Here is a 14,195-nt window from a genome sequence, read left to right as displayed (position 1 = left end):
GCAAGCATTGTGCCCAATAGGAACGCAAGCCCCTAGTATTGCGCGTCGTCATCAGGGGACATCCAGTACGTATCGTCCTGCCCCTCGACTTCTTCGCGTGCCGCCTCTTCACGTACCTGCAAAACCCGGTCAGCCAACATCTGCCGCAGCTGCGCCAGCCCCTGCCCCGAGCGAGCACTGACAAACACACGCGGCACCGGCGTGCCATCGAGCTCATACATATCCTGCAGCAGGGCAGGCTGACGCTCGGGCTCAATGGCATCCAGCTTGTTGAAAACCAGAATCTGGGGCACATCATCGGCCCCGATTTCACCCAGAACTTTTTGGACTTGTTGTATTTGTTCGGGGAATCCGGGGTTCGATGCATCCACGACATGCAGCAGCAGATCGGCGTCAATCGCCTCCTGCAAGGTGGCCTGGAAAGCATCCACCAGACCGTGCGGCAAGTCACGAATAAAACCGACGGTATCCGACAGGGAAACCGACTCCTCGGCCTCCGCCAGATACATCTGCCGGGTGGTGGTATCCAGCGTGGCAAACAGCTGATCTGCGGCATAGGCGCGAGCCTTCACCATGGCATTGAACAGCGTGGATTTGCCGGCATTGGTATAGCCAACCAGGGAAATATTGAACACTTCGCGACGCGAGCGCTGACGCCTCTGCGTAGAGCGCTGCTTCTTGACCTTTTTCAGGCGCTCCTTGGTGCGCTTGATGGCATCGTCAATCATGCGGCGGTCAAGCTCGATCTGCTTTTCACCGGGGCCGCCACGGCCGCCGATACCGCCAGCCTGACGCTCCAGGTGACTCCAGCGGCGCACCAGGCGCGTGCTGATGTATTGCAGGCGAGCCAGCTCCACCTGCAGCTTGCCTTCATGGCTGCGTGCACGCTGGGCGAAGATTTCCAGAATCAGCATGGTCCGGTCGTTGACCGGCATCTGGATATGGCGCTCCAGATTGCGCTGCTGCGCCGGGCTCAGAGCCTGGTCGAACCAGACTTCCTTGGCGCCGTGCATCTGGGCCAGCATGCGGATCTCATCCGCCTTGCCACTGCCCACGAACAACGCGGGATCGGGAGCTTTGCGCTTGCAGGTCAAGCGCGCCACGGGTTGCAAGCCAGCAGTCTGTGCCAGCAGGCCCAGCTCTTCCAGCTCGTCATCGAAATGGGGAACACCAAAATCCACGCCCACCAGCAGCACTGGCGCAGACGCGGAACGTTCAAAGGATTCAGAACTCAAATACCTGTCCCGTAGGGTAAGAGCCGCGCCGGACTGGCCGGCGGGCGTTGACGCAAGAAAGCTTAGGCAGCAGCGGCGTCGTTGTCAGCCGGAGTAGCGGCCGAGAAGTTCACGGCGCGACCGGGAACGATGGTGGAGATGGCGTGCTTGTATACCATCTGGGTCACAGTGTTGCGCAGAAGCACCACATATTGGTCGAACGACTCGATTTGGCCCTGCAGCTTGATGCCGTTGACCAGATAGATGGAGACCGGCACATGTTCACGACGCAGTGCGTTCAGGAACGGATCTTGGAGGAGTTGACCTTTATTGCTCACGATATTCTCCGTGTTCGAAGAGTGTTGTTGTAAACCGACACATTACCACAGGGCCCGGGAAAAACAGCAAAAAGGGTTTTCCCGTAGGCACCAGCAGATAGCTATTAATCCTTGTCGGCGTAAGGATTATGGGAGGTTTTCAAGTCGATGCGCAACGGGGTGCCGACAAGATTGAACTCCTTGCGGAAACGACCTTCCAGAAAGCGCTTGTACGCATCGGTGACCAGTTCCAGCGAGTTGCCATGGATCACGATGATGGGCGGGTTCATGCCGCCCTGGTGGGCATAGCGCATCTTGGGACGATAGGCTCCCACCTTCTTGGGCGTCTGGAACTGGATCGACTCCATCAGGATGCGCGTCAGCACAGGAGTAGGCATCTTGCAGGTGGCTGCACGATGGGCCTGGATGATGGATTTCCACAGCGGCTCGAGACCCTGGCGCTTTTGTGCCGAGATGAAGTGCAGCGGCGCAAACTTCAGGAAGGACAGGCGCGTCTCGATGGAGCGCTCCAGCATCTGACGCTGGTAGTCATCCACGGCATCCCATTTGTTGATGCCCAGCACGACCGAGCGGCCGCTTTCCAGGATATAGCCCGCAATATGGGCGTCCTGGTCGGTCACGCCTTGCGTGGCATCGATCAGCAGCAGCACGACGTTGGCGCCTTCGATGGCCTGCAGCGTCTTGACCACCGAGAATTTCTCGATGGCTTCGAACACCTTGCCCTTGCGGCGCAGACCGGCTGTATCGATCAGCTCGAACTTCTGGCCATTGCGCTCGAAAGGCACGGTGATCGCATCGCGCGTGGTGCCGGGCATGTCAAAAGCCACCAGACGCTCTTCACCCAGCCAGGTATTGATCAGCGTGGACTTGCCGGCATTGGGACGACCTGCCACCGCCAGACGCACGGGCTTCTGGTCTTCCTCGCCAAAAACCTCGTCTTCAGGCTCGGGCAGATTCAGCAGACCCAGGGCTGCATCGACCAGACTGCGCACACCCTGACCGTGGGCGGCAGACACGGGCACGACCTCGCCAAGACCCAGCTCATAGAACTCGGACAGCTGCACGCCATCCTTCATGCCTTCGGCCTTGTTGGCCACCAGAATGGTGGGCTTGCCCAGACGGCGCAGGTAGTTGCCGATCTCGTGATCCTGACCGGACAGACCGGCACGCGCATCCAGCACGAAGATCACGACATCGGCTTCCGCCACGGCTTGCTGCGTCTGCTTGGCCATCTCCTTGAAGATGCCGCGCGATGCGTCCGGCTCGAAACCGCCCGTATCGATGACGATGTACTCATGCTTGCCCTGACGGCCCTGGCCGTAATGGCGGTCACGCGTCAGCCCTGCAAAGTCGGCGACGATGGCATCCCTCGACTTCGTGAGTCGATTGAACAGCGTCGACTTGCCCACATTGGGGCGCCCTACCAGGGCAATAACTGGCTTCATTCCAAAAACAACCTATCAATCCGGCTTGAAGCCATACACAGTTCCGCTTCGGCTGACGATCACCAGAGTATTGGCGGCGACAACCGGGGAAGTGGCAACTCCTGCCTTGTCAGTTTCCAAACGGGCCAGTGCAGAGCCGTCTTCACGCGAGAGCATGTGCACTGTCCCCAAATCATCGGCCAGCACCACGGAGCGGCCCAGCACCAGAGGTGCCGTCAGCTTGCGGTACTGCAGCTTGTCGATGGACCACAGACGCTGACCGTCTGCACGATTCCAGGCCTGTACCGTGCCGTTGCTTTCGGCGCCAAACACGGCCTGCTCGTCGCCCGCCACGCCATCGCTACCCTTGGAGGTCTGCGTCCAGCGCACATTGGCCGTGCTCACATCCACGCACCCCACCGAGGCCTGGAACGCACGTGCGCAGACACTGCTGCCCACACGGCTGACGGGACCGACCAGATCCACCAGTCGCTCCACATCGTTGGTCCCGCGCGGCGCGGCCAGAGGAGCCATCCAGCGCACCGAGCCATTGTCAGGATCAACACCTGCCAGACGTCCGGACACGCCTACCACCAGATTATTACCAACGGCCTGCAAAACGCCTGGCTGGCGCAAAATAAGCGGTTCATTGCTGGGGCCTTCAACCGACCACAGCTCACGACCCGTATTGGCATCGAAGGCCGCCAGAGAACGGTCAGCCGCCATCACGAACACGCGGCCGCCAGCCACCAGAGGCGGCGTATAGACTGCGGCAGTCAGATTGTTCTTCCACAGCTGCTTGCCTTCGGCAAACACCATGAGCTGGTTGCTGCGTGTAACCACCGCTGTGCGCTGGCCGTCGCTGCCCACGCCGGTGGTCAGCGGCTCGCCCGCACTGAACTTGCCCAACTGGCTGCCGGTATTGCCATCAAGCGTCGTAACGCTGCCATCCTTGGTGACCACGGTGACGGTATTGCCCTGCACCAGCGCAGGCATGGCCAGAGGCACTTCGCTGCCCAGCTTGGCCGACCAAGCCTGATGCACCGCGATCTTCCCTGGATTGGGCCCCAGGTCCAGGGGCTTGGGCTTGTCCTTGCCGCCGAACATGGAACAAGCAGCCAGCGACGCGGCCACAGCAGTCAGCACCAGCACACGGGCTGCGGATTGCGCTGCGGGGGCAGCGAACTTCACTTGATGGGCAAAAGTCTTCAAGATTATTTCTCCGACGGCGTTGTCTTGACCAGGGTCGCGGCTTCAGGAGCCACGCCCAGCGCATTCAGCTTGAATTCCACCAGATGGCGGTAGTCCAGATCCTTGTCCAGCGCCTTGTAGGCAGCCTGGTACTGGGCAACCGCCTCAGCCTGCTTGCCCAGCGCCACATACAGATCGCCACGGCGATCAGCCTGCAGACCGGCATAGGACTCGGGCATGGCCGCCTCAAGCACCTTCAGGCCTTCGTCATAGCTTTTTTGCTGCTCCAGCACGGAAGACAGACGAATGCGAGCGAGGGCCTTGAAGCTTTCATCGCCCTTGTCGGCCACCCAGCTCAGCTGAGCCTTGGCGTCATCGAGCTTGCCGGCATCCACCGAGGCCTTGGCCATCAGCAAAGCCGTCTGAGCGGCCTGTGCCGTGCCCGCGTACTTGTCCCGCAACTCGCTGAAAGCCTGGTCGGCTCGCGCCGCATCCTTGGCCGTCAGCGCTTCGTCCACGGCGAACTCCAGGGCCGAGGCCTGGGTAGCCTGACGCTTTTGCCAGTACTGCCAGCCGTTCCAGCCGGCCAGTCCGAGAAAGACCACGACCAGCACGCTGGTGATCAGAGTTCCCCAGGAATTCCAGAAATGCTTGAGCTGCTCAATTTGCTCTTGTTCTTCAAGATCGAGATGGTTTGCCATGGCTACTTAGATTGAGTGGAACGCTGGTCGGAAAACGAGGTGCGGAAAATCAAACCGCCGATTTTAGGCTGCCGGCCCACAGGGCCACGTCCGCCAGAGCTTGCTGCACCTGCTGGCCCTCGCCGTCGCGCAGCGACTTCACAGTCACCTTGCCCTGGGCCAGTTCGTCGGAGCCGAAGATCAGGGCAAAGCGTGCACCCGAGCCATCGGCCTTCTTGAACTGGGACTTCATCGAGCCCATGCCCTCGGCCGAGCCGCCGGCCGCTGCATGCATCTGAACCGCCACACCGGCTGCACGCAGCTGCTGCACGGTCTTGAAGACCTGAGGCAGCACCGAGGCGTCGGGAATGATGGCGTAGACATCGGCTGCGGGCTGGGGAATCTCTACCCCCACCTCCTTGAGCACTTCGAGCACGCGCTCCACACCCATGCCCCAGCCCACGGCCGGAGCGGGTTTGCCGCCGATTTCCTCGATCAGATAGTCGTAACGACCGCCGCCGCAGATCGTGCTCTGCGAACCCAGCTTGTCGGTAATGAACTCGAACACCGTGAGGTTGTAGTAGTCCATGCCACGCACCAGACGCGGGTTCAGGCTCCAGGCCACATCGTTGGCATCCAGAATGTCCTGCACAGCCTTCAGATGCGCCTTGGATGCATCGCCCAGATAGTCCATCAGCCTGGGAGCTGCGTTGACCATTTCCTGCATGGCAGGATTCTTGGTGTCCAGCACGCGCAGCGGATTGCTGTACATGCGGCGCTTGGCTTCCTCGTCCATCACCTCGGTGTGCTGCTCGAAGTAGGCAATCAACGCCTCGCGGTGGGTCTTGCGCTCCTCGGGCTGACCCAGGCTGTTGAGTTCCAGGCGCACGCCTTCAATGCCCAGCTCTTTCCAAAGTTGAGCGGCCAGCAGAATCACTTCGGCATCCAGCTCTGGACCGGCAAAACCCAGGGCTTCCACACCGACCTGGTGGAACTGGCGATAGCGACCGCGCTGGGGTTTTTCGCGCCGAAACATCTGACCGATGTAGAACAGACGCTTGCCGCCTTCATACAGCAGATTGTTTTCCACCACCGAACGCACCACGCCGGCCGTACCTTCAGGACGCAGGGTCAGATGCTCGGCCTGGCCATGCTTATCCGCCCGGTCCTCAAAGGAGTACATCTCCTTTTCGACGATATCGGTCACCTCGCCCAGGCCGCGCACGAACAGGGCCGTGGGCTCGACGATGGGGGTGCGCATATTGCGATAGGCAAAGCGGCCCATCAGATCGCGCACCTTGGCTTCAAACCACTCCCAACGCGCCGAATCGGGTGGGAGAATGTCGTTCATGCCTTTGACGGCGGTCAGTTTTTCGTTCTTGGCCACGTGAAGTCTCACACTTGGGCTACTAGCAAAACAAGAGCATATTGCACACGGCAATCATGCCCTTCAACTAGAAACCTAATTCAAATCCATACAGATAGCGCGCAAGCAGCTATCAATTCCAAAGTCTTGGCTCGCTGGCATTGTGCCAGCAAGCGCAATCACCACCCGCATGCCGGGCCGCTGCAAGCGCTCGAGTCGCTCAGGCCTTCTGGCCGTAGCGGCGCTGCACATATTCCAGCACCAGGGTCTGGAACTCCTCGGCGATATGTTCGCCACGCAGCGTCAAGGCTTTCTCGCCGTCGATGAACACCGGCGCCGCAGGCGCTTCGCCATTGCCGGGCAGGCTGATGCCGATATCGGCATGCTTGCTCTCGCCGGGGCCGTTGACGATGCAACCCATCACGGCCACCTTCATGGCTTCCACGCCGGGGAACTGGGTACGCCAGACCGGCATTTCACCACGCAGGAAATCGTCAATCTTCTTGGCCAGTTCCTGGAAGGTGGTGCTGGTGGTGCGGCCGCAGCCCGGGCAGGCGGTGACGCTGGGCACAAACACGCGCAGACCCAGGGCCTGCAGAATTTCGGAGGCCACCACGACTTCCTGCGTGCGTGCTTCACCGGGCTGGGGAGTGAGCGAGACGCGAATCGTGTCGCCAATGCCCTCCTGCAGCAGCACCGACAGCGCAGCAGCGGATGCCACCGTGCCCTTGGTGCCCATGCCGGCCTCGGTCAGACCCAGATGCAGCGCATAGTCGCAGCGGCGCGCCAGCTCGCGATAGACCGAGATCAGATCCTGCACACCGCTGACCTTGCAGGACAGGATGATGTTGTCGGGGTTCAAGCCGATATTCCTGGCCAGCTCGGCCGAGCTGATGGCCGAGGTGATCAGCGCCTCGTACATGACCTGGCGTGTCTCCCAGGGCCTCTCGCGACGGCTGTTCTGATCCATCAGATCGGCCATGATTTCCTGGTCCAGCGAGCCCCAGTTCACGCCGATGCGCACGGCCTTGTCGTACTTTGCAGCGATCTCGATCATCTGACCGAACTGCTTGTCCTTCTTGTCGCCCTTGCCCACGTTGCCGGGGTTGATACGGTACTTGGACAACGCCTGGGCACAGTCGGGGTAGTCGGTCAACAGACGGTGGCCGTTGTAGTGAAAGTCCCCCACCAGCGGCACATACTCGCCCATGCGATCGAGCTGCTCACGGATATAGGGCACGGCCGCCGCCGCCTCGGGCGTGTTCACCGTGATGCGCACCATCTCCGAGCCGGCCTGGGCCAGCTGGCGCACCTGAATGGCGGTTTCAACCGCATCCACGGTGTCGGTATTGGTCATGGACTGCACGCGCACGGGCGCATCGCCCCCGACGGTGACCACGTTGTTGCGCCACACCACACGGGCCTGGCGCGATTTGCGCGGCAGCGGGCTGGCGATGGCTATCGCCTGGCTGAGCTGCTGCGAGCTTTGAGAATCTTGCACTCTTGTTTACCTCGAACGGTTACTTCACCTCGAAGCGAGCCACATTGTCGCGTGTGCTCGAGATATCGAAGGGTTCGCCACGTACCGTCACCTGCGTGCCCTTGGCATTGCCCACAATCACCGACAGGGGCAACTGGCCTTCGGCCGTCGCAGATTCATCCTTGGACAGGGTCTTTTCCAGCACCACCTTGCCGGCTCCGTCCTTGACCTTGACCCAGGACTGGCCGGTATTCACCTTCAGCACCAGCAGGCCGGCAGCGCCGGTCACAGGCACAGCCGCCTCGGTTGCCGGGGCTGCGGTTTGGGCAGTTGCCACAGATGCGGCGGGAGCGCTTGCTGCAGCACCATCGCCAGGCATGCCGGCCGCAGCAGCAACCGACACAGACTCTGTCACCGGCGCCGCGGATGCGGCAGAACTGCCCTGTGCACCGCTCTCGGCCTGGGCAAGCGGTTCTGCAGCCTGCGCGCTGACCGCAGCCGTCTGGTCAGACTGGGCCTGAGCCGGCGCTGGCGCGCCTGCCCCATCGGCGCCGTCAACCATCTGATGGAATGGCACAAAGTACACGGCAGCGGCAGCTGCCAGCAGAATCAGCACGCCTGCCGCAATCTTGCGAGAGCTGCTGTTGCCGGAGTCCAGCGGTGTACCCGTGACCTTGAAGCTGCTGCGCACCTTGACGGTCTCGTTGATGCCAGGACCTGTTTTGGCAAGGCTTTTGATCTCGGTACGTGGCAGCTTGGCCAGCACCGATTCGGCATCGATATGCAAGGTCCGGCACATTCCCATGGCCAGAGCACGCATGAACACATGATCGGGAAAGGCCGCATAGTCATCGGCCTCCAGCGCTTCCAGCTTGTGCTGCGGCACCTTCAATGTCGCAGCCATCACGGGCAACTGCATCCTGGCTGCTTCCCGCGCCTGACGCAACAAGACCCCGGCCGTGACCTGCCCCTGAGTTGGCACCTGCTCTTCGCTTTGCATAGTTTCCTCTTCCACCGCAGCCTCATTCATTGAAAGCTCCACGTTCATAGGCCAGCCACTGACGCGATTGAGGAAAACGCTCGCGCAGTTGATCGGCCTGTTGACGCACTCCAATGTCGTCGTGCAGTGCCCTGTCTATTTTGATCCCCAGCCAGAGGCTTTCCGCACTGGCCTGATTGCTATTGTTATTCAAGCGCCGGATGTAGAACTGCGCCTTCTTCAGATCACCTTTGAGCCAAAGAACATTTGCCAGGTTGTAGCCTGCAGCGGGATTGCCCACATCCATCTCGTAGGCACGAAACATGTTCTGGTAGGCCTGCTCCAACTGTCCTGCCTGCTGGTAGCACATGCCCTTGGCCAGCAGAGTCCTGGGCTGTTCACGGTAGCCCGGAGCCTGCAAGGCTCTATCAAACCACTGCTGGGCTACGTCGAAATGCTTTTGCTGACATTGCATCCAGCCGTAATTGTGAATCTGGTTGCCGTCGCGCGGATTGAGATCCACGGCCTTGCGCATGGCAATCTCGGCCTGCGTCCAGTCCTGGTTCTGCATGAGGATCAGGCCCAGCAGACCGTATGCATCGGCGTAATCGGGCTTGGCAGCCAAGGCCTGCCCCACCTCATCCATGGCCACATCCAGGCGCCCGGCCTGAAAGTAATTGGCAGCCAACTCCAGGCGAATCTGGGCACGGCGATTGGCATCGGCGATCTGGGCCCCGCCCGTGCCAACCACGGAAGCCTGGGGTACGGACGTAGAGGAAGTGGTGGTGGTCGTTGTCGAAGTACAACCCACAAGTGCCGCGACCGCAACCGGTACCCCCCACCGGGCCAACAAGCCCCAATGTTGCCAAACCGGTCGCTGTACCACTGCCCTCATTGATTGTCCTTTATTCAAAACTCCGTCAAGACACCTGCTTGAGCGGGATAGTACGCTGCTTGGCCATACGCTCGGCAGCGCGAGTTCTGTCCTTCACATCGCCCGCGAGCTGACCACAGGCCGCATCGATATCGTCACCGCGGGTCTTGCGCACCGTGGTCACGATGCCGGCATTGCTCAGCAACGTAGCGAACTCGGTCACACGGGCCGAAGGCGAGCGCAGCAGACCCGAAGCGGGGAAGGGATTGAACGGGATCAGATTGAACTTGCACCAGCTCTTGCCATCGCCACGCGCGCGCACCAACTCTATCAGCTGGCGCGCATGCTCAGGCTGATCGTTAACGCCGTCGAGCATGCAATATTCAAAGGTGATGAAGTCACGCGGCGCGAACTCCAGATAGCGCTCGCAGGCGTCCAGCAGCTCGGCAATCGGGTACTTCTTGTTCAGCGGCACCAGGTTGTCACGCAGCGGATCATTGGGCGCGTGCAGCGACACCGCAAGCGCCACGGCGCAGTCCTGCGACAGTCGATCCATCATGGGCACCACGCCCGAGGTGGACACCGTCACGCGACGACGCGACAGGCCATAGCCATGGTCGTCCAGCATCACGCGCAAGGCAGGCACCAGCGCACTGTAGTTCTGCAAAGGCTCGCCCATGCCCATCATCACCACGTTGGAGATGATGCGATCTTCGGTGCCGAAGCGCTTGCGCAGCGAATGCTCGGCATACCAGAGCTGGGCAAGGATTTCGCCGGTATTGAGGTTGCGGCTGAAGCCCTGATGCCCCGTCGAGCAAAAGCGGCAGCCCACGGCGCAACCTGCCTGGGACGATACACACAGCGTGCCGCGGTCGTCCTCAGGAATGAAAACGGATTCAACGGCATTGCCGTCACCCACATCGAACAGCCACTTCACGGTGCCATCGGCAGAGACATGCTCCGTCACCACAGGCAAAGCGGTAATGTGGGCCCGGCTTTTGAGCTTTTCGCGCAAAGACTTGGCCAGATCTGTCATCTGGTCGAAATCGGATGCGCCACGCTGGTGAATCCAGCGGAACAGCTGCGTCGCACGGAAACGCTTCTCCCCGAGCTGCTCGCAATAAGCGGTCAGTCCTTCGAGGTCAAAATCAAGCAAATTAGTAGTCATATCGGCATGTGGCGAGGCGTCTTGCGAACGGTGTTTGCCACGCCGTGGCCAGCATCTTCAAGTGCTGACACCCGCCTTGCACGAATGCAAAGCGCTGGCGTCAGCGAGAGCATGCTGTAAAGCTAGCGTGGATTAACGCGAGTACACGTTCATGCCGGGGAAGAAGAAGGCAACTTCCACAGCAGCAGTTTCAGCAGCGTCGGAGCCGTGCACGGCGTTGGCATCGATGCTGTCGGCGAAGTCGGCGCGGATGGTGCCCTTTTCGGCCTTCTTGGGGTCGGTGGCGCCCATCAGTTCACGGTTCTTCAGGATGGCGTTCTCGCCTTCCAGAGCTTGAATCATCACGGGGCCGGAGACCATGAAGTCCACCAGATCCTTGAAGAAAGGACGGGCAGCGTGCACAGCGTAGAACTGCTCGGCTTCGCCGCGCGACAGGTGCACCAGCTTGGCAGCCACGATCTTCAGGCCAGCAGCTTCGAAGCGGGCGTAGATTTGGCCGATCACGTTCTTGGCAACTGCGTCGGGCTTGATGATGGAGAGGGTACGTTCGATAGCCATGATGATTATTTCCTAATCAGGGTTACTATGGGTTTTTGCCGAAAAAGCAAAACAGTTGATTTTAGCGGTGCCGCCATAGACCTTGAAGTCCGGGCAGCACTCAAATCCTTACGGACGCCTTTTTAGCGGCCGCCGCGGCGGCCACCACCACCGCCGCCACCAGGGCGACGCTTGGCGTTCTGACGGGCACGCGAGAGGCTGTCGCCGCCGATATAGCCCACCGAGGTGCGCATGGGATCGGGCTGACCGCCTCCCTGCGAGCGCCCCGAGCCACCGGAGCGACCACCAGACTTGTTGCGCGGGTTGTCGCCCAGCATGCCGCTGGGTGCCGGACGATTGCCGTCCCACTCGCCACGGCGCTGGCCGCCGCCCTCGCGTCGCCCCTGAGGCGCGCGATCGGCATTCATGCCATTGCCGCGACCGCCGCTGCGGCTGTTGCGGCCGCCACGGTTGTTGGCGCCACGGGCGCCGCCGTTGTTGCGCTCGACGGGAGCGCGCTCCTTGACACCCGCTGCCGACATCAGCGCCTGGATATCGGCCTGATCAAGCTCCACCCAGGCGCCGCGCTTGAGGCCACGCGGCAGCATCATGGCGCCGTAGCGGATACGGATCAGACGGCTGACGGCATGGCCCACGGCCTCGAACATGCGACGCACTTCACGGTTGCGGCCTTCGGAGATAGTCACGCGGTACCAGCAGTTGGCACCTTCGCCACCGCCATCTTCCACGGCACCGAAGCTGGCTTCGCCGTCTTCGAGCTGCACGCCGTCCAGCAGGCGCTGCTTTTCTTCCTTGCTCAGCGCGCCCAGCACGCGGGCCGCGTATTCACGCTCCAGGCCGAAGCGGGGGTGCATCAGCGAGTTCGCCAGCTCGCCCGAACTGGTGAACAGCAGCAGACCTTCGGTATTCAAGTCCAGACGACCCACCGACTGCCACTTGCCATGCTGCAGCTTGGGCAGCTTGCGGAACACCGTGGGGCGGTTTTGCGGATCGTCATGCGTCACCACTTCGCCCACAGGCTTGTGATAGGCAATCACGCGTGCAGGAGGGGGGTCGATACGGAAGCGGATGGGCTGGCCGTTGACCTTGACGATATCGCCGAACTGAATGCGCTGGCCGACGTGGGCAGGCTCGTTGTTGACCGAGATGCGCCCTTCCAGTATCAGCTGCTCCATCTCCAGGCGCGAGCCCATGCCGGCCTGGGCCAGCACCTTGTGCAGCTTGGGAGAATCGACCTGGGGCGCAAGCACGCGCTTGGCGGGCATGGCGCTGCCGTTCTCTTCCTCGTCGTCGAAGTCGCCCGAGATCACATCGGCAAAGTCGATGTTCTGACCCTTGCGTCCCTTGGGCCCATGAGGAGCGGCAACGCTCTGCACAGGCACTTCGGCAACGACGGCATCCACTGCATCATGACCCTGGTCTTGGTCCTGGGACTGCAGCTCCTGCTCGGCCACGGGCTGAACCGGCTCCTCGACGGCCACGGCTTCTTCGGTACGCGGCTTGGTCACGCGCTTGCGCGCAGGCTTGGCCTCGCCAGCAGCGTCCTTCTTGACGCCGGCGCGCTTGCGCGGTGCGGCAGGCTTCTTGGCCTCGGCGGCATCCTTGGCCCCATCGGCCTTGGCTGCGCGGGGCTTGCGAGTCTTCTTGACCGGTTCGGCTTCGGGCGAAGCGGCTGCGGACTCGGGCATCGGGTTCGATGTCTCGTTGTTCATTCCAGTTTTCCTTCGGGGATGACGCCATCGTCACCCTCCACAATTCCTTGTTCTGCTGACCCGACGGCATCGTCGGCCCGCGCTTTCGCCTTTGTGTCCTCGGCCTCGTCGTCGTCGCTGCCGTAGTCATCCTCGAGAAACGCTTTCAGGCCCACCCACTCGGTACGTCCGGCTTTCTTGGCCGCCGGTTTGGGCTCCGGCTCTGCCGCCATAGCAGTCCTGGCGGGCCTGGCCGCCTTGTGCTTGCTCACGGACGGCGGCTCCTCGGTCGGCCCTGGCTCCGAATCCGGTAGCTCAATCACTATCTCTTCAGTAGCATCTTGCTCAATATCACTCTGCGCCTGATCCGGATATGACTCCAACTCTGGCGCATCCACCTCGGGCTGAAGCTCCGACACAAGCTCTGCAGGCTTTTGCGCTACTGGGTCAGCATCGGTATCCGGCAGCACCTCGGCGCCATCTTCCTCGTCCGGGGCACCCAGGATTTCACTCTCAGCAGCATCGGACTCTGTAGCGACATCCGCACCCTCTGCGACCTCGACCGGCTCTGAGGCTTCCACACCCTCCTGGGGCTGGGCATCCTCCGCATCGGCCTGCGGCACGGCAGTCTGGTCGCCCTCCTCCCCATCCAGCGCCTTGAACAGACTTTGCTGAGCCTGGGTTTCCTCCAGCATGGGCAGTTGATCCAGCGACTGCAGACCCAGATCATCGAAAAACTGGCGCGTGGTGGCAAACAGCGCGGGCCGCCCCACGGTTTCACGATGGCCGATGACCTCGATCCAGCCTCGGTCTTCCAGCTGCTTGATGATCAGGCTGTTCACGGTCACGCCGCGAATATCCTCGATATCACCCCGCGTGACCGGCTGACGGTAGGCGATGATGGCCAGCGTCTCCAGCGTCGCCCGCGTGTACTTGGGCGGCTTCTCGGGGTGAAGCTTGTCCAGGTAGACGCGCATCTCGGGCCGGCTCTGGAAACGCCAGCCAGAAGCCACCTGCACCAGTTCCACGCCCTTGAGGGCCCAGTCCTTTTGCAGGTCCAGCAGCAAATCCTTAACCGTGTCCGAGCCCAGCACATCATCAAAAAGTGAGCGCAATTCCCGCAGCGTTACAGGCTGCGGGGCACAAATCAATGCTGTTTCAAGAACCCGCTTGGCATCTACCGTATTCATGGGCGCAGCGTTTCGGGAGCGGCTGTCGCACCGACTGCGGTG

The 14,195-nt window shown here is 61.5% G+C and carries 13 protein-coding genes; all 13 read right to left on the bottom strand.

What is annotated here, in order from left to right; genetic code table 11:
- Nucleotides 1–32: 32 nt before the first annotated feature.
- The 13 genes from hflX to scpB all read right to left on the bottom strand — a co-directional run bounded on the left by hflX (nt 33) and on the right by scpB (nt 14,153).
- Complete coding sequence (hflX, locus tag JAO85_RS16775; RefSeq protein WP_003063804.1) at nt 33–1,196, bottom strand: GTPase HflX; 1,164 nt, start codon at nt 1,194–1,196, stop codon at nt 33–35.
- A 101-nt stretch (nt 1,197–1,297) separates the two neighbouring features.
- On the bottom strand, nt 1,298–1,552 hold the full coding sequence (gene hfq / locus JAO85_RS16770; RefSeq protein ID WP_012839170.1) for an RNA chaperone Hfq: 255 nt from the start codon (nt 1,550–1,552) through the stop codon (nt 1,298–1,300).
- A gap of 104 nt (nt 1,553–1,656) precedes the next feature.
- Nucleotides 1,657–2,997 carry a ribosome biogenesis GTPase Der gene (gene der / locus JAO85_RS16765; protein ID WP_012839171.1) on the bottom strand — a complete coding sequence of 447 codons (1,341 nt, stop codon included), beginning with the start codon at nt 2,995–2,997 and terminating at the stop codon, nt 1,657–1,659.
- 15 nt (nt 2,998–3,012) lie between these two features.
- Entirely contained in the window at nt 3,013–4,188 is a 1,176-nt protein-coding gene (gene bamB, locus JAO85_RS16760) for an outer membrane protein assembly factor BamB (protein WP_012839172.1), read from the bottom strand.
- A gap of 2 nt (nt 4,189–4,190) precedes the next feature.
- On the bottom strand, nt 4,191–4,868 hold the full coding sequence (locus tag JAO85_RS16755) for a tetratricopeptide repeat protein (protein ID WP_034359353.1): 678 nt from the start codon (nt 4,866–4,868) through the stop codon (nt 4,191–4,193).
- Between the two features lie 49 nt (nt 4,869–4,917).
- Complete coding sequence (gene hisS / locus JAO85_RS16750; RefSeq protein ID WP_012839174.1) at nt 4,918–6,234, bottom strand: histidine--tRNA ligase; 1,317 nt, start codon at nt 6,232–6,234, stop codon at nt 4,918–4,920.
- A gap of 199 nt (nt 6,235–6,433) precedes the next feature.
- Nucleotides 6,434–7,714, bottom strand: coding sequence for a flavodoxin-dependent (E)-4-hydroxy-3-methylbut-2-enyl-diphosphate synthase (gene ispG, locus JAO85_RS16745; RefSeq protein WP_054074696.1), 1,281 nt, complete (start codon nt 7,712–7,714; stop codon nt 6,434–6,436).
- 19 nt (nt 7,715–7,733) lie between these two features.
- A complete protein-coding gene (locus JAO85_RS16740) occupies nt 7,734–8,723 on the bottom strand; it encodes a helix-turn-helix domain-containing protein (protein WP_202788571.1) in 990 nt (329 codons plus the stop codon).
- Nucleotides 8,716–9,567 carry a type IV pilus biogenesis/stability protein PilW gene (pilW, locus tag JAO85_RS16735; protein WP_223305607.1) on the bottom strand — a complete coding sequence of 284 codons (852 nt, stop codon included), beginning with the start codon at nt 9,565–9,567 and terminating at the stop codon, nt 8,716–8,718. The genes JAO85_RS16740 and pilW overlap by 8 nt, the downstream gene beginning before the upstream one ends.
- Nucleotides 9,568–9,592: 25 nt before the next feature.
- On the bottom strand, nt 9,593–10,714 hold the full coding sequence (rlmN, locus tag JAO85_RS16730) for a 23S rRNA (adenine(2503)-C(2))-methyltransferase RlmN (protein WP_034376389.1): 1,122 nt from the start codon (nt 10,712–10,714) through the stop codon (nt 9,593–9,595).
- Nucleotides 10,715–10,846: 132 nt separating this feature from the next.
- Nucleotides 10,847–11,272, bottom strand: a complete 426-nt coding sequence (gene ndk, locus JAO85_RS16725) for a nucleoside-diphosphate kinase (RefSeq protein ID WP_003053316.1) — start codon at nt 11,270–11,272, stop codon at nt 10,847–10,849.
- Between the two features lie 122 nt (nt 11,273–11,394).
- Entirely contained in the window at nt 11,395–12,984 is a 1,590-nt protein-coding gene (locus JAO85_RS16720; RefSeq protein WP_054074694.1) for a pseudouridine synthase, read from the bottom strand.
- Complete coding sequence (scpB, locus tag JAO85_RS16715) at nt 12,981–14,153, bottom strand: SMC-Scp complex subunit ScpB (protein ID WP_202788570.1); 1,173 nt, start codon at nt 14,151–14,153, stop codon at nt 12,981–12,983. Before scpB ends, JAO85_RS16720 begins: the two co-directional genes overlap by 4 nt.
- Nucleotides 14,154–14,195: the final 42 nt, after the last annotated feature.

This window comes from Comamonas sp. NyZ500 (assembly GCF_016772095.1).
Lineage (GTDB): Bacteria > Pseudomonadota > Gammaproteobacteria > Burkholderiales > Burkholderiaceae_C > Comamonas > Comamonas thiooxydans.
This window is presented reverse-complemented; position numbering and strand designations above follow the sequence as displayed.

What these genes read in the sequence shown, in the direction of transcription:
- JAO85_RS16740 (WP_202788571.1), bottom strand. Translation starts at nt 8,723, where the DNA reads ATGAATGAGGCTGCGGTGGAAGAGGAAACTATGCAAAGCGAAGAGCAG.
- JAO85_RS16755 (WP_034359353.1), bottom strand. Translation starts at nt 4,868, where the DNA reads ATGGCAAACCATCTCGATCTTGAAGAACAAGAGCAAATTGAGCAGCTC.
- rlmN (WP_034376389.1), bottom strand. Translation starts at nt 10,714, where the DNA reads ATGACTACTAATTTGCTTGATTTTGACCTCGAAGGACTGACCGCTTAT.
- scpB (WP_202788570.1), bottom strand. Translation starts at nt 14,153, where the DNA reads ATGAATACGGTAGATGCCAAGCGGGTTCTTGAAACAGCATTGATTTGT.
- JAO85_RS16720 (WP_054074694.1), bottom strand. Translation starts at nt 12,984, where the DNA reads ATGAACAACGAGACATCGAACCCGATGCCCGAGTCCGCAGCCGCTTCG.
- der (WP_012839171.1), bottom strand. Translation starts at nt 2,997, where the DNA reads ATGAAGCCAGTTATTGCCCTGGTAGGGCGCCCCAATGTGGGCAAGTCG.
- ndk (WP_003053316.1), bottom strand. Translation starts at nt 11,272, where the DNA reads ATGGCTATCGAACGTACCCTCTCCATCATCAAGCCCGACGCAGTTGCC.
- pilW (WP_223305607.1), bottom strand. Translation starts at nt 9,567, where the DNA reads ATGAGGGCAGTGGTACAGCGACCGGTTTGGCAACATTGGGGCTTGTTG.